This is a genomic window from Dyadobacter sp. CY343 (genome assembly GCF_021390335.1).
GTDB lineage: Bacteria > Bacteroidota > Bacteroidia > Cytophagales > Spirosomataceae > Dyadobacter.
Genome location: NZ_JAJUXK010000004.1, coordinates 133,235 through 148,285, shown reverse-complemented (window position 1 = coordinate 148,285; position 15,051 = coordinate 133,235). Strand labels below are relative to the sequence as shown.

Here is a 15,051-nt window from a genome sequence, read left to right as displayed (position 1 = left end):
GCTTAGGTACTGCTATTCCGGATTGCGATCAGACAACTGCTTTCGACAGCTCTTCTTTCAGTCTGGTAGCAACTATTTTTTCTTCTCCCGGCTTCAACATCCAGGTGGTTATAGTCAGCGTATTGTTCTCGCCGGGCATGATTTCAATCGACGGGCTTCCATCGCGCAGGTTTTGCTGCAACACTTTTACGGGCAGCGATACTTTCGTGGCATCCCAGGAGATCCGCAGGGTAGGCGTGTGGTTACCCAGTTCAGGGGCGAACGTTTCTACATTTACTCCGGCCACGCTTTTTGCCGCATTCCTGATTGTTGCAGCACGGTCTTCCCACATTTTCCACTCCTTTTTGTGGTCCATTTTGACAAATTTGTCCAGCGCCACGTACATACCCAGGATTTCTTCCTTATTCACCTTCATTCCCCGGCCGATTGTCGAGCCACGCGGTGGCATGCTCAGTCGCGCCGCGTCGATCAGATGTTTTCTGCCCATCAAAATTCCCGCGCTCTGTGGCCCGCGCATTGCTTTTCCACCCGAAACACAAACCAGGTCAAAGCCCATATCATTGAATTTCCAGAGGTTTTCAACCGGCGGAACGTCGGCCGCCATATCGATCATCGTCGGGATACCATTCTTTTTCGCGATCTCAACCCATTGCTGGTGGTTGATCTGGCCTTTGTCCGATTGAATATGCAAAAACCACAGCAGCGCAGTCTTTTCATTGATCGCCTTCTGTAATTCCTCGATCGTCTCGATCTGGATGATTTTGCAGCCTGTATTGGTCAGTGCGTGCGAATAGCCAATATCGTGTCCTTTTTGGATAATTACTTCCGATTTCATCCCGGTACCTTCCAGATGTGGCAGTGCCTCGACCTTTTTTTGGTCCATTCCGGTCAGTACTCCCGCCAGCCCGAGTGTTAAGGCCGAAAAACAGCCCGCTGTAACCACCGCAGCTTCCGCGTGCGTCAGTGCCGCGATCTTTTCGCCCACTTTCGTCTGCACCTCATCCAGCATCATAAATTCCTTCCCAGCGCCTTGTATCGTTTCCATCACTTCCTCGTGCATCAGCGAGCCCGTCATCGCAGTGTAGGTTCCAGCGGCATTGATGAATGTGCGGATCCCCAGTTCTTTGGCCAGGTTCCTGGCTGGTACTTTCGCAACAAGCCCGGCAGCTTCTGCTCCGTTTTGCCCTAGAAATCCGCCCAGAAGAGGAAAGGCGGACAAATGCTTGATTAAATCTCTGCGATTGATCATAATGGTTCAGGACTATTTAATTACGCTGTTTTAAGAATTTTTGGAATACTCTTAAATAAGGATGCAGGAAATATGTGCGAATACTCTTCTGGTAGCTTTATTTTTTTTGATATGCGCAATTTATAGAATAAAGTTTGGTCAATATAGCAATTGTAGTTCTTTTGTTTTGATGAAAATTATGGATTTTTGAAACGGGTGTTCGAACACAGTACAAAACAGAAAAGCCTGCTGAACGCGACTTCTTGCGCTCATGCAGGCTCTTTTTTTACTTGTATTTCGAGAAATTAGAAAGGCTATTTCAGGAAAAGCTGTTTGACGCAAACCGGCGTAGGCACGCTGACCTCCTTGTTTGCGAACGTGAGCTGTCCGGATTTTGCGTCCATTTTAAAGAATACCAGATTGTCGTTATCGCGGTTGGCGACGATCGCGAATTCCCCCTTTTCATCGATCAGAAAATTCCGCGGATGCTTTCCATGCGTTTCTACGTGACCGGCTGGTTTCAGTTTGCCGGTGGTGGCATCGACATTGTAAATCGCCAGACTTTCGTGGCCCCGGTTAGAAGCGTACAGGAATTTTCCATCAGGTGAAAAGTGAATATCAGCGGCGGAATTTTTGCCCTTAAAGTCAGCCGGCAACATGGTAGCACGTTCCAGCGGCACGAGCGCACCCGAGTTTTTCACGATCTTAAATGAATTGACCACCGAACTCAGTTCTCCTACCGAATAACCAAAATTCCCGTTCGGGTGGATCACAAAATGCCGTGGGCCGTCGCCTTTTTGTACTTCTGCGTAAGGCACTGAGCCGGGCGTCAGCTTACCTGTTTGAGCGTCAATAGCATAGAGCATTATTTTATCAATACCCAGATCGGAAGCGTATACAAATTTTCCATCGGCACTTGGTATCATTGAATGCATGTGCGGCTTCTGGTCAGCGGCTCCTTTGTTCTGAATCGTGTCGGTCAGCGCACCGATGCTGCCGTCCTGGTTAAGCTTATACACAGCAAGGTCGCCGCTGCCGTAATTGGAAACGTACACAAACCGGCCTTTCGGATCCACGCCGATGTGGCAAGACCCGCTTCCGTGCGAAGGCTGCTCATTGATCACAGTCAGCTTTCCAGTAGCCGGGTCGATCGCGTAAGCTGAGACGGTCCCAGTTCCTTCATTGGCGGCGTACAGGTATTTTTTATTAGGATGAAATTCTAGAAAAGACGGGCTGGTTTTGCTGGTAATGATCTGTAACTCTTTGACAGACATATTACTTCGATCCAGTTCATACACGTAAATACCTTCTCCTTTTTGCGTGTAAGTGCCCACATACAGGATCTCTTTGGTCTTCTGTGCGAATGTTGTCATAGCGATCAGGCAAAACAAGGTCAGAATGGTTAATCTCATGGGTTTAGTAATTGGTTGGTATAAATTAAAATTTGCGAAGCAGCATTACTCGAAGATCAGTGTGCCGAATTTCTGGAATTCGTGGAAGCTGCCACCCGTTTTCTGCCACGAATAATAGGCAGTTTCCGAATCGTAATCAATGCGGTAAAAGTTGCCCCTCCATTTGGTTCCTTTCTTCGGGATCGATGGTACGATCGGGTTCATTAATGCATAAGGAATAAAAAACTCCGCTTTCCAGCCTTCTACTGAGGCCATACTCTTTTTCTGTCCGCCCTGCACGCTGGTTTCGTGGTGCACGCGCGTACTTTCATTGTAGATCCACGGCTTCCAACCCTGTGCTTTTCCATTGATATTGGGCACCAAAATAGGCAGCTCGTAATTGAGCGGCGATACTTCATATTCAAGGTAAATGGGCACTTTGGTGTCCGGCCAGAGAAAAACTTCGACTACATCCTCTTTAAACAACATCCCGTAATCTTCCAGAATAGTTGCGGTCAGTTTCTTGTCGGTGCAGTCGAAAAGGAAGTAAATACCTTTATCCGAATACATGATCTTGACTTTGGTCGGATATTGTTTGCCGGGAGCGGCCTGTTTGGGACCTTTTTGAACGGTAATATCGAACCACTTTGCGGCCGCCCAGTTAGCGGCGGTACCTTCTCCATTTACTTTAAAATCGGTTGTTCTTTTGACGACAAGTGAGGAATCAGGATTTGCGGCTGCGCTAACATAATGGGAAAAGGCGCATACAATGAAGCACAGGAATACAGCAATTCTTTGGGTCATGGTCAGGCTCTTTGGGTTAGGATGGTAGGAACAGGATTGGAGTGTGGTTATTTGTAGTCAGGTGGGGTCGCAGCAATTTCATCAGGTTTTTACATTTTACCAAATGATTAACAATATGTACCTTTTGCTGGATGAAGCGCACAGCAACGCATTTCAGAAGCGTCTTGGAACGATTATTTAAACGGTACTTGCCAAATAATTAGTAGAACTTTTAACTTCAAATGTCATGATACGCGAAAGAGGAGAGCCTGCTATTGCAGATACAAGCAAACCCATTATTGAACCACCTGTTTTTCCTGATTATCCCACCAATACCCAGCAATCAAGGCCGATTGCAGAGGATCCGAGCATTGCCGGCGGAAATGGCGACGATGAGGACGAGGATCTACTGGACGAAGAAACAGATGATGAAGTAATTGATGACGAAGAGACAGTAGCCGACGAATTTGATGCGGATATTGATGATCGTGAAGTCGTTATTGAAGATGGTGACGAGATTATCGATCCCGATGACGAAGACGACGACATCTAGTACTGGTTAAAGTCTATTTCGAAAAAGCCCTTTGGACAAACTCCTGAGGGCTTTTCCTTTATTAATGAGTATCGGGAAGAGGGTTGCGCCTTATTCAGCTAAATTCTGTTTTTCTCACTTTTCCCAAACCCATGCGTTCCGAGAACCCAAATGCTACCCAGAGTATTACCCAGGTAATTGCCGCTTCGTCACTTGGTACATTAATCGAATGGTATGATTTCTACATTTTCGGCAGCCTCGCCGTCATCATCGGACAACAGCTGTTTCCAAGCGACGCAGGTGCTTCCGCATTGATTAATACGCTCGCGATTTTCGCTGCCGGATTCATTGTAAGACCATTCGGCGCGTTGGTTTTTGGCAGATTGGGAGATTTGATCGGACGTAAATACACCTTCCTGCTCACGCTCGTTTTAATGGGCGGCTCCACGTTTTTGATCGGGTTGATACCTTCCTATTCGAGTATCGGTTACGCCGCGCCTATTCTGGTTTTGATATTGCGGCTTGTGCAGGGACTGGCTCTGGGCGGCGAATATGGCGGTGCTGCAACCTATGTAGCAGAGCATGCACCGGTAGGGAAGCGGGGGTTTTTCACGAGCTGGATCCAGACTACCGCAACACTTGGACTGTTCCTTTCGCTGGGTATTATCGTGCTGACCAAGAATATGTTAGGAAGTGAAGCTTTTGCCGACTGGGGCTGGCGGATCCCGTTTTTGGTGTCCATTCTGCTGGTTGGAGTTTCGATATATATCCGGATGAAAATGCACGAATCCCCCGTTTTTACCAAGCTGAAAGCGGAAGGAAAAGTCTCGGCAAATCCTTTGAAAGAGAGTTTTCAGAAAAAGGCGAATTTCAAAATGGTATTGCTTGCGCTTTTCGGGGCGACAATGGGGCAGGGGGTGATCTGGTACACCGGGCAGTTTTACGCGCAATCTTTTCTTGAAAATACCTGCAAACTGGATTTCAACGAATCCAGATATATTCTGCTCTGGGCCATACTTTTCGCGACGCCGTTTTTTGTGGTATTCGGATCGTGGAGCGATAAAGTGGGCCGCAAATGGATTATGCTGACTGGAATGCTGCTGGGGGTAATATGCTACCGACCTATTTATCAATATTTTATAGATGCTACTAATGTGCGGGAGTTTGAGAAAACCAGCCTGGCCAATGTTTCTGAGCCGGTTACTGAACGCGGCCTGGCTACTAACAAAACGGATTCGCTGATTACGACAACTGTGGTAAAAACGCTGGCGAGCGGGATGACATTTAAAGAGGTAAAAACGGAAACAATAGCAGCCGGACAGGTTGGTTCTTTGCCAGAATCAGCTGTCGCTATCAAGGATGTAACGTTATCCAGCTCCACTTATATCATGGTGATCGCACTGGTTTTCTTCCAGGTTTTACTGGTTACAATGGTATACGGGCCTATTGCGGCGTTTCTGGTCGAGCTTTTCCCAACCCAGATCCGGTATACTTCCATGTCGCTGCCTTACCATATCGGAAATGGGGTATTCGGAGGTTTGGTGCCATTTATTGCCACGCTGGTCGCTTCTTTCAGCGGCTCCACGCCACTCTCCGGACTCTGGTACCCGATCGGTATCGCTGCGCTGTCCTTCGTGATCGGCGCAGTATATATTGACAACCGGGTCGATAATAATGTGATGGATTAAGATATAGATTCTAAAAACTTATATATAGCTTATTATGAATGCTTTAAAGAAATTTTTGGGTTTGGTTTGGATGTTACTGGGACCTGTTATCATACTTTTTTTGTTTATGCAGGCGAGCGATAAGATCGGGCTAGCGGCAGAAGGAATAGATCGGACCAACACGACTTTACAATGGTCGATCATCATATTGATTTTTATTCCGATTTGCGCCGGACTCGTGATTTTCGGTTATTACGCGTGGAAAGGCGAGTATGAACACTTGCCCGAGAGTTCATCGGAATTGTAAGCACATGAAAGAAGAAGTATATATCCTGGCTGCGGCCCGCACACCTATCGGAAGTTTTGGAGGAAGTTTGTCCTCAGTTCATGCAGCCAGACTGGGCGCCACAGCTATTCAGGCGGCTTTGTCCAAATCGGGCGTAAATGCGGGACAGGTGGATGAAGTATTGATGGGGAATGTAGTTTCTGCTAATCTGGGCCAGGCGCCGGCTCGTCAGGCGGCGATTTATGCCGGCTTGCCGACAAGCGTAATTTGTACCACAGTAAACAAAGTGTGCGCTTCCGGCATGAAAGCAACGGTTTTCGGGGCACAATCGATTCAACTGGGCGATGCGCAGGTGGTAGTCGCAGGCGGAATGGAGAATATGTCGCAGATTCCCTATTATTTACCCAAAGCGAGAAACGGATATGGTTATGGCCACGGCGAGATCGTCGACGGGCTATTGAAGGACGGACTGACTGACGTATATGATCAGATCGGGATGGGATTATGTGGCGACCGGACAGCCGCGGAATACAAGATCAGTCGCGGGGAGCAGGATGAATTTGCTATTTTATCCTACAAAAGAAGCGCAGCATCAACCGAAGCCGGGCTATTCTCAGAAGAGGTGGTATCTGTTGAAATCCCTTCTCCGAAAGGCGGCGATTCCACCTGGGTCAGTGAAGACGAAGAATTCAGGAAGGTTAAGTTTGAAAAAATACCTTCTTTAAAACCCGTTTTTTCAAAAGATGGAACTGTGACCGCAGCCAATGCTTCTACGATCAACGACGGGGCGGCAGCATTGGTTTTGGCAGGAAAAGATATAGTGAATGCTGGAAATCTGGTACCTGTTGCCAGGATCGTGGCGTATGCAGATGCCGAGCAGGATCCCGCCTGGTTTACGACGACGCCCGTTTTGGCTACAAAAAAAGTATTGAAAAAAGCAGGGTTAGCTATCTCGGATATTGATTACTTCGAAGTAAATGAGGCATTTGCGGTTGTGGCGCTGGCTTACATCAAAATGCTGGACCTGGATATTGATCGGGTCAACGTATTCGGAGGAGCGGTATCGCTTGGACACCCGCTGGGCGCTTCCGGCGCGCGCATTATCACGACTTTACTATCGGTATTGAAACAAAGAAACGGAAGATACGGGCTGGCGGCGATCTGTAATGGCGGAGGCGGCGCTTCGGCCGTGATCGTGGAGCGGCTCGTCGAGCGACTCTGATTATTTGATCAGTACTTTCAGGCGATCATAAAAGCCTGTGCTCTTGAATGTAAAGGTTTTGTGAAGAATGTAATTGCTGATAAAGCTGCATCCCTGACCGAAAATATAGCATGCCATTTCGGTGATATTCGCCTCTTTTTTACCGAAAGGTAGTTTTGCCTGGTAGATATCGAAGCCGAGGGTATTCGTCACTACGTAATAGGAAATGTCGGCGCCTAGTTTTGTTACAATTAAAGAGAAGGTTGCGACCATAAAAAACTTCACCATTTCGCGGCGCGTCTGGTTACTGCGGCGCGCGTCGAATGCGAAAAGTTTGGTTAGGATAAATCCCCAGATCAGTCCGACGAGGTAAGAAGGTACAATGGAATCGCTCCACGAAATACCGAACCAATCCTGAATTAAACTGCTGGAAACTAACTGAATAACTGCCCCGGTGCCTGCAACAAGAAAATAAGCGATTAAATCTTTTGCATTAAAAATCTGACTCTTTCTTACTTCGGCCACGTGTGCAGGTGTTGGTTAAATACGGCTGGATACTCAAATGAGGCTCAATATTAGAAATAAAATGGTCTCTAACCAAAATCGCCAACCTAATTTGATTCACTGGAAAATGTGTCTGCGGCCGCCCGTATATGGCACTGTTTTTGTTCTGTTTTAACTTTTAAAGTAAAGTAATAACTGAAATCATGCTTCCGAATATGAAAAAGCTACTTCTGCTATCCATCCTTTTTGTTTCTGCCACCACCGCATTTTCACAGACCCAGGATTGGGCATTCGGTGTTGAAGTGGGCGAGCCGATCGGGGTAAGTATCAGGAAATATGGCGAAAGAAATGCGCTGGATATCAGTGTGGGTACGTATATCGGCCTTTTTAAAGATAAGCAGAACTACAAAGTAAGCAACGACGATCTGGGCAGCGTTGGGATTATGTTCAATGCCTCCTACGAATGGTACGTGCCCCTTCTGAACGAGCGGATATCTGCGTACGCGGGGCCGGGTGTACAGGTGAATTCGCGAAGATATTATCCGAACCGCAATATCAAGGAAGTATATACTACCAATATTTCAACTGGACCGTCGGCTACAATTGGACTCGAATTCTTTTTCGCCCGCAAACCGGCTTCGTTTTTCATGGAAGGCGGGGGATACCTTGAATTAATTCCCAAAATATTCTACTTTAATCCTACCCTTAGCGTTGGGCTAAGACATAACTTTTAATCAGCATTCAAGTGAAAAAAGCACAAATTATCCTGTACGTAACTGCATTGGCATTCATTCAGTTATCGTGCTCTTCTACGCTGCAAAAAAGGTATGACCAGCGCCACGGAACAACCAGCTACGACACCGATACGGACCGGTACAGAAATTCAAATTCCACTTCGTCCGATGAGACTTACCGCCGCGATTACAGCAAAGCAACCGATACCAATGTGCGCGCTTCCGACGGAAACCTGCTGGCGCAGTATGAGGAAATGGATAAGGTGGGAGACCTGGTCTTGTACGAGCTGGATATTCTGGAAAGAAGATATGATGTGCTGATCAATGAATACAAAACGGCAAAATCGTCTTCAAAAGAAGTGATTGCGAACGAGCTCGATCGTATTCAGGATGATGAAAGAGTGCTTTATAAAGCCTACACTAATATTTATCGCAACGGAAAGAACAACTGGCCGGTGGTAAAATCGCAGGTTGAGAACACTTTAAGATCAGTACGCCGGGTCGACAAATAATTACCAGCCAGCTCCTTTTGTCTGCGTTTTGATCCGGCAAACGTACCCGTCAACGGTCATATAAAGCGTTGAACCGTCATTTCCCCAGGCGCAATTGGACGTGAGCTCGTTCATTTCAATGCGGCCCAGGAGTTTTCCTGCCGGGGTCAGGATCAACATTCCGCCCGGTCCCGACGACCAGAGATTACCGTCTTTATCCACTTTTAAGCCGTCCGGAAGCCCGGCCTTTCCGACTTTCAACATGGGCGTAGCGTCGTATACCAGCTTGCCTGTACCGATTTTTCCTGTCGCGTCGATCGGGTAGGACATGATAATTGCTTTTTCAGGATCCGACTGCGCTACATATAAAGTTTTGCCGTCGGGCGAAAACGCGAGTCCGTTTGGTCTGGTCAGGTCTGCTATTTCCTGCGTGATCTTTCCATCTTTCGCAATGCGGTAAACGCCAAATTGTGGTATTTCCCGCGTCGGGTCGGCGTGTTTTTTGTCCATCCCATAAGGCGGATCAGTGAAGTAATAGCTGCCATTTGCATGCTCCGCAATGTCATTTGGACTGTTAAATCGCTTTCCTTCAAAATGACCTGCGAGCGTCACTTTTCCTCCTACATTCAGCGGCATCGCAGATATTCTCCTGTCTCCGTGCTCGCAGGAAATCAACCTTCCTTTGCTGTCGATGATCAATCCGTTGCTACCGGGTTCGTCGCTGTAAATCCCTTTCCCAGTATAGCCCGACGGTTCCAGAAAAGTGGAAAGTCCTTCTTTTTCATCCCACTTATAAACCCTGTTTTTTGGCACATCAGAAAACAATAAGAATCCGCCTTCTTTCACCCAAACCGGCCCTTCTGACCATTCGAAACCCGAGGCCAGCACTTCAATTTTTGCATCTTTTGCAATCAGTTTTTCAAAAGATGGATCGTCGTAAATCACTTTTCCCATTGTGGGATAGTTCTTTTGGGCAAATGCAAGTTGGGTAAAGAGTAATGCGGGCAGGAGCAGTCGGGAAGCGATTTTCATATATAAAAAATGAATGTGCGGTTAATGGGGAAATCTGTTTAAAAAGCGGAGTGCGTTGCTGCAACTACTGTCCGATAAGCACAGAATCGGCTTGCTCAGGATTTGCTGCCAGAACGAGCGAGGAATAAGCGCTCAAATTTCCACCCGTGAAATGACCGGATATGCCAGTATCATTCGAGAAGATTACATGGCGAAAGTCGCTTAATATACCCGGCAGCGTAATCTGCTTTTTCAAACCACTCAGATTATGAATAACCAGCAGCGGGCTGGATTCGTGTGTCCGCAGAAACGCCATCAGCTGATCATCATACAAATTTACAGCTGCCAGATTCGGCTGAAAGATCTGACTTAGCGCCGGCTGTTTTTTGCGTAAATGGATCAGAGAGCGATAGTGGCAATAGATCGAATGCGGATCACTTGTTTGCCTCGAAAGCGGCGTGACGGTTTTGGTAGTAGTGAATCTTGCATCGATCCAGTAGGTGATTTCCTTGGTATCTTCCTCATTATCAGACCATAAAAAAGGCTCTCGAATGTGGGGATCTGGTTTGGAGCCCAGCATTCCGATTTCTTCCCCGTAATAAATGTAAACCTGACCGGGCAATGTAAGCAGCATGCTGGCAGCCAGTTTGATCTTTTCAGTATGATTCTCAACCACGCTTCCGATCCGCTCCTGATCGTGGTTGGTCAGCATGATCGCGTCGATGAAATGCGGGTTATACTGTGCAAAAAGCGCATAGCTTTGAAGCAGCTTTTCGACCAGATTTTCGTCCTTTTCACTGATCAGAATGCGCTGTAATGCAAAGCTGAGGTCGAAGTGAAAGGTAGCGTCGAGGTGATTGAAATAAGGTGCAACTTCTTCTGTTTCAGCCCATACCTCGCCGACTGTGAATGCATTCGGGTTACTTTTCTTGATCAATCCCGCGAAGAAGTCCCAGAATTCGAGGCTATGTTGTTTTTCCCACTCCGGATAAATATGTCGCGCCGCATCCAGTCTGAAACCGTCCACGCCAATTTCCACCAGCCAGAAATCGATGATCTTTTCCAGCTCTGTGCGCAATGCAGAGGAATGGTAGTTGAGATCGGGCATTCCTACGTAAAATAACCCGTAATATTTTTCCTGGTCTTCCGGGTTATCGTGCCACGGGTATACTACCTGCGAATCGTCGGAAGTTTCGCGTTTTGCAATTCCCAGGGTTTCAATCTGCGGCGGCGTCATCCACCAGTAAAATTCGCGAAAACGGTTATCAGCGCTTTTGCGCGCTTCTGTAAACCACGGATGCAGCGTGCTAGTGTGGTTGACGATCAAATCAAGATAAATCTGAATTTTCCGTTTGTGCGCCTCATATAGCAATCTCCGGAAATCGTAGATCGTCCCATATTCAGGTTCAATTCCAAAATAATCGACGACGTCGTATTTATGGTAACTCGGCGATGGATGAATAGGCGTTAGCCAGATTGCCTCAATGCCCAGATCCGCCAGGTAGTCCAGCTTGGAGATAATCCCTTTGAGGTCGCCGATCCCGTCTCCATTCGAATCACAGAAAGAGCGGACGAAGATTTCATAACAAACCCGGGGGATAAATTTCGATTTGTCAGCGATCATTGTAGACTTTTAATCCCGGAAAAAGGGCTTTAATTTCTGGTAAACAATATGAACGGGCAGACCCATAATCGTGTAAAACGATCCTTCAATCCGCTCAATGCCGGTCATTCCGATCCATTCCTGCACGCCGTACGCGCCGGCTTTGTCAAAAGGTTTACATTGTTCAATATAGTACGATATTTCCGAATCCGCCAGCTCGCGGAAATAAACGGTGGCCGTATCTGAGATCGTTTCCATTTGCCCATCCGTCAGGATCGTCACTGCCGTGACAACGTCGTGGCTTTTTCCGGACATCAATCTCAGCATTTCAAACGCTTCTGCGGCGTCAAACGGTTTGCCGAGAATGCGGTTTTCTGCAATTACGACGGTATCTGCGGTCAATATGATCCTCCCCGCCGAAATGTCCCGGAACACTGCTGCTTTCTGTTCGCAGATGTAGGCTGCAACATCTTTGGCGGGCAGATCAGTGGGAAAACTTTCGTCCGTGGGCTTCACATCGATATCGAACGTAAACCCGGAATCTGTCAGCAATTGTTTTCTTCTGGGAGAATTGGAGGCGAGGATAAGCGGTTTTTGAAGATTAATCATTTTTTTATCAAAGCAGGAACTATCATTTCACTAATAGATGTTACTACATTAAATGTACATACATTCTTTATTTACATTGACAGCAGACACCATGTCCATTGAAACTGATATAAAACAAAAAAAATTTCGGAGCCCGTACCAGCGGCTGGCACTGAACCTGATTTATACTACCAACTGGCTGGAATACAAACAACTGGAATTCTTCAAGAAGCACGATATGACGCCCCAGCAGTACAATGTACTTCGCATTCTGCGGGGCCAGCAAACCGTGCCGATCAAGGTAAGTGATATTACTGAAAGAATGCTTGACAGGAATTCCAATACTTCCAGGCTGGTAGATAAGCTGCTGGCGAAAAACTTGGCGAAAAGAACTTCCTGCGAGAATGACAGACGCGCTGTCGACGTCGTGATCACAGAAGAAGGTTTGCAGTTGCTTGCCGAGCTGGATCCTCACGTAGACCAGTGGGAAGACCGTTTTAATATTATAACCCCCGAAGAAGCTGACCTGATCAGCGCCTTGCTTGACAAGGTTCGGGAAGCTGAATGATAATTTTCACTCTTATTACCATAATCACAATTAACAATTCAATTTAAAATGAAAACTACAATGAAATCGGTTAAATTTTTCTTCGCATCTCTGGCAGTAGCTGCTTTTGTTTCTGCATCAGTTTCGGCTGAGGATGGCAAGAAAGCCACAAATTTGAAAGTAAACCCCGCTAAAAGTGAGTTGACCTGGGTTGGTAAAAAAGTAACGGGCGAGCACACGGGCAAAATCGCATTGAAAGAAGGAACGATCACGATGGACGGTGCAAAACTGACCGGCGGAAAATTCGTTGCTGACCTGAATAGCATTACTTGTACAGACCTTACTGATAAAGAATACAACGATAAATTGATCGGTCACTTGAAATCTGACGACTTTTTCTCAGTTGCAAAACATCCTCATGCTACTTTTGTAGTGACTAAAGCGACTCCGAAATCTGCTGGCGTTTATGACGTAACTGGTGATTTGACGATCAAAGGAATTACCAAGCCCGCTACTTTCCCTGTAACAGTTAAAACAACTGCTGCCGGAACAGAAGCAACTGGTAAACTGGTAGTTGACCGCTCGAAATATGACATTAAATATAACTCGAAGTCATTCTTCGAAAACCTTGGCGACAAGATGATCAATGACGATTTTACAATCGACGTAAAATTGGTTGCCGGGAAATAATTTTTCATGGCTAATAGATTGCTTTAAAGCCTGTCCGTTTGCGGCAGGCTTTATTTGTTTTGTAGCCGTCAGTTATTATTAATCCCGTAAGACGGAAAATCGTCCATAAACTCGATCTGGCCGTTGACCGCCTTGAAGCAGTAGTGGCTCATTCCGTTGGTAACTGCAAGATATTGAGGTTGTAAGGTGAAGTTGTACCGGCTGATCTGTGCAAATGTGGCCTCGGTAACCGGCACGAACGGCGCTTTGCATTCGATCAGTAAAAACGGCAGCGAATTGGAAGACAATACCATGATATCGCTTCTTTTGGCAAGGGAATTATATACCAATCCCGTCTCGACCGCGAAAAGCGATTTGGGATAGCCGTAGTGGGAAATCAGCAAATGGATAAAATGCTGGCGCACCCATTCTTCGGGTGTAAGTGAGACGTATTTCCTTCGGATAATGTCGAAAATATGCGGTTTCCCGTTAACCTGCTTAACTTTATAAGCAAATTCGGGAAGGTTTAGAGATTCCATAGAACGAAGATACGCATCACAACAAACCTGGCCAATTAACGCATTGACTTCATGAATACCAAAGAGCAAATAGTGGAAAACTGGCTCCCGCGCTACACGGGCACGCCAGTCGGGGAGTTTGGAAACTATATTCTCCTGACAAATTTCGGTAACTACGTGACGATGTTTGCAGAGAAGTTCGACGTACCTGTGAGAGGTCAGGGGCGGGCAATGCAAACTGCTACACACAAGGATATTACTATCATCAATTTCGGAATGGGAAGTCCGATGGCCGCCACGGTAATGGATCTGCTGTCAGCGATTGACCCGAAAGCTGTATTGTTTCTGGGTAAATGCGGCGGGCTGAAAAAGACGCAGATCGGCGACCTCATTCTGCCTATTGCGGCGATCCGGGGCGAAGGTACCAGCGACGATTACATGCCGCCCGAAATACCTGCATTGCCTTCTTTCCGCCTGCAAAGCACGGTTTCGGCCAGCATCAAAAAGGCAAAAATGGATTATTGGACGGGCACAGTGTACACGACGAACCGTCGGATCTGGGAGCACGACGACGACTTCAAAGAATACCTGCGGGCGATCCGCGCGATGGCGATCGATATGGAAACGGCGACGATCTTTATAGTAGGGTTTGCGAATTCGATCCCGCATGGTGCATTGCTGCTCGTTTCCGACAATCCGCTGGTTCCCGAGGGCGTGAAAACGGAGGAAAGTGATCAGAAGGTGACGATCAATTTTGTTAAAAAGCATTTGGAAATCGGCATTGAGTCACTGACAGAACTGGCGCGTTCGGGAGAATCGGTCAAGCACATGCGTTTTGAGAATTAAATTAATACACATCGAAATGGAGAATCAATCATTATATGAGCGGATAGGCGGCGACGAGGCGCTTAGGATGCTGACTGACAATTTTTACGATCTGGTATTCAGCCACGAGCTCATTTCGCGGTTATTTAAAACAGATAAAGACCTGATCAAGGAAAAGCAAAGGTTGTTTCTGACACAATTTCTGGGCGGGCCTCAGGCATATTCGGAAGTATACGGTCACCCCATGATGCGCGCCCGCCACATGCCGCACACCATCACCGAAGACGACGCGATCGCCTGGCTGCAATGCATGTCGGAAGCGGTCGGAAAACTGCCTGTTAGTAAGGAATTGAAAGACGAGTTGTTTAACCGGTTTCCCAGGACAGCGTTTTTTATGGTGAATTCGGAGGGGTAAGGCTAGTTCTTCGTATTCAAATAAAATGATTCTTCCGTCTGTCTGAAATCATTAACAG

Annotated in this window: 18 protein-coding genes; 10 read left to right on the top strand and 8 right to left on the bottom strand. The window is 46.9% G+C overall.

The window, feature by feature from the left end; translation table 11 throughout:
* Positions 1 to 28: 28 nt before the first annotated feature.
* The 3 genes from LZG94_RS12500 to LZG94_RS12490 form a co-directional block, all read right to left on the bottom strand.
* Positions 29 to 1,249 carry an aminotransferase class V-fold PLP-dependent enzyme gene (locus LZG94_RS12500; RefSeq protein WP_233792228.1) on the bottom strand — a complete coding sequence of 407 codons (1,221 nt, stop codon included), beginning with the start codon at positions 1,247 to 1,249 and terminating at the stop codon, positions 29 to 31.
* A 293-nt stretch (positions 1,250 to 1,542) separates the two neighbouring features.
* A complete protein-coding gene (locus tag LZG94_RS12495; RefSeq protein WP_233792227.1) occupies positions 1,543 to 2,640 on the bottom strand; it encodes a lactonase family protein in 1,098 nt (365 codons plus the stop codon).
* A 45-nt stretch (positions 2,641 to 2,685) separates the two neighbouring features.
* Positions 2,686 to 3,423, bottom strand: a complete 738-nt coding sequence (locus LZG94_RS12490) for a carbohydrate-binding family 9-like protein (RefSeq protein WP_233792226.1) — start codon at positions 3,421 to 3,423, stop codon at positions 2,686 to 2,688.
* A gap of 226 nt (positions 3,424 to 3,649) precedes the next feature.
* On the opposite strand from LZG94_RS12490, the gene LZG94_RS12485 reads away from it, so the two are divergent.
* The 4 genes from LZG94_RS12485 (at position 3,650) to LZG94_RS12470 (ending at position 7,109) form a co-directional block, all read left to right on the top strand.
* The gene (locus tag LZG94_RS12485; RefSeq protein ID WP_233792225.1) at positions 3,650 to 3,955 is read left to right on the top strand and encodes a hypothetical protein; all 306 of its coding nucleotides are present in this window, start codon (positions 3,650 to 3,652) and stop codon (positions 3,953 to 3,955) included.
* A gap of 131 nt (positions 3,956 to 4,086) precedes the next feature.
* Positions 4,087 to 5,622 carry an MFS transporter gene (locus LZG94_RS12480; protein ID WP_233792224.1) on the top strand — a complete coding sequence of 512 codons (1,536 nt, stop codon included), beginning with the start codon at positions 4,087 to 4,089 and terminating at the stop codon, positions 5,620 to 5,622.
* Between the two features lie 34 nt (positions 5,623 to 5,656).
* Positions 5,657 to 5,908, top strand: a complete 252-nt coding sequence (locus LZG94_RS12475; RefSeq protein ID WP_233792223.1) for a DUF6814 family protein — start codon at positions 5,657 to 5,659, stop codon at positions 5,906 to 5,908.
* A gap of 4 nt (positions 5,909 to 5,912) precedes the next feature.
* A complete protein-coding gene (locus LZG94_RS12470) occupies positions 5,913 to 7,109 on the top strand; it encodes an acetyl-CoA C-acyltransferase (protein ID WP_233792222.1) in 1,197 nt (398 codons plus the stop codon).
* Here the strand turns inward: LZG94_RS12470 and LZG94_RS12465 are convergent, their stop codons facing one another.
* Positions 7,110 to 7,613: a GtrA family protein gene (locus LZG94_RS12465; protein WP_233792221.1), complete on the bottom strand. Its 504-nt coding sequence runs from the start codon at positions 7,611 to 7,613 to the stop codon at positions 7,110 to 7,112.
* Between the two features lie 194 nt (positions 7,614 to 7,807).
* On the opposite strand from LZG94_RS12465, the gene LZG94_RS12460 reads away from it, so the two are divergent.
* Positions 7,808 to 8,326 carry a hypothetical protein gene (locus LZG94_RS12460; RefSeq protein ID WP_233792220.1) on the top strand — a complete coding sequence of 173 codons (519 nt, stop codon included), beginning with the start codon at positions 7,808 to 7,810 and terminating at the stop codon, positions 8,324 to 8,326.
* Positions 8,327 to 8,337: 11 nt separating this feature from the next.
* Positions 8,338 to 8,838, top strand: a complete 501-nt coding sequence (locus LZG94_RS12455) for a hypothetical protein (RefSeq protein WP_233792219.1) — start codon at positions 8,338 to 8,340, stop codon at positions 8,836 to 8,838.
* Here the strand turns inward: LZG94_RS12455 and LZG94_RS12450 are convergent, their stop codons facing one another.
* The 3 genes from LZG94_RS12450 to LZG94_RS12440 form a co-directional block, all read right to left on the bottom strand.
* Positions 8,839 to 9,849 carry an SMP-30/gluconolactonase/LRE family protein gene (locus tag LZG94_RS12450; RefSeq protein ID WP_233792218.1) on the bottom strand — a complete coding sequence of 337 codons (1,011 nt, stop codon included), beginning with the start codon at positions 9,847 to 9,849 and terminating at the stop codon, positions 8,839 to 8,841.
* Between the two features lie 64 nt (positions 9,850 to 9,913).
* On the bottom strand, positions 9,914 to 11,452 hold the full coding sequence (locus LZG94_RS12445; protein ID WP_233792217.1) for an alpha-amylase family glycosyl hydrolase: 1,539 nt from the start codon (positions 11,450 to 11,452) through the stop codon (positions 9,914 to 9,916).
* A gap of 9 nt (positions 11,453 to 11,461) precedes the next feature.
* Positions 11,462 to 12,040: a nucleoside triphosphate pyrophosphatase gene (locus LZG94_RS12440; RefSeq protein ID WP_233792216.1), complete on the bottom strand. Its 579-nt coding sequence runs from the start codon at positions 12,038 to 12,040 to the stop codon at positions 11,462 to 11,464.
* 91 nt (positions 12,041 to 12,131) lie between these two features.
* Between LZG94_RS12440 and LZG94_RS12435 the strand changes: the two genes are divergently transcribed.
* Together LZG94_RS12435 and LZG94_RS12430 are read left to right on the top strand one after the other, a co-directional pair.
* The gene (locus LZG94_RS12435) at positions 12,132 to 12,587 is read left to right on the top strand and encodes a MarR family winged helix-turn-helix transcriptional regulator (protein WP_233792215.1); all 456 of its coding nucleotides are present in this window, start codon (positions 12,132 to 12,134) and stop codon (positions 12,585 to 12,587) included.
* Positions 12,588 to 12,647: 60 nt separating this feature from the next.
* Positions 12,648 to 13,256, top strand: a complete 609-nt coding sequence (locus LZG94_RS12430) for a YceI family protein (RefSeq protein ID WP_233792214.1) — start codon at positions 12,648 to 12,650, stop codon at positions 13,254 to 13,256.
* Between the two features lie 68 nt (positions 13,257 to 13,324).
* Here the strand turns inward: LZG94_RS12430 and LZG94_RS12425 are convergent, their stop codons facing one another.
* Positions 13,325 to 13,774 (bottom strand): type I restriction enzyme HsdR N-terminal domain-containing protein, encoded by a 450-nt coding sequence (locus tag LZG94_RS12425; RefSeq protein WP_233792213.1) that lies wholly within the window; start codon positions 13,772 to 13,774, stop codon positions 13,325 to 13,327.
* Positions 13,775 to 13,825: 51 nt separating this feature from the next.
* On the opposite strand from LZG94_RS12425, the gene LZG94_RS12420 reads away from it, so the two are divergent.
* Together LZG94_RS12420 and LZG94_RS12415 are read left to right on the top strand one after the other, a co-directional pair.
* Positions 13,826 to 14,599, top strand: coding sequence for an AMP nucleosidase (locus LZG94_RS12420; protein ID WP_233792212.1), 774 nt, complete (start codon positions 13,826 to 13,828; stop codon positions 14,597 to 14,599).
* 16 nt (positions 14,600 to 14,615) lie between these two features.
* Entirely contained in the window at positions 14,616 to 14,993 is a 378-nt protein-coding gene (locus LZG94_RS12415) for a globin (RefSeq protein ID WP_233792211.1), read from the top strand.
* Positions 14,994 to 15,051 lie beyond the last annotated feature (58 nt).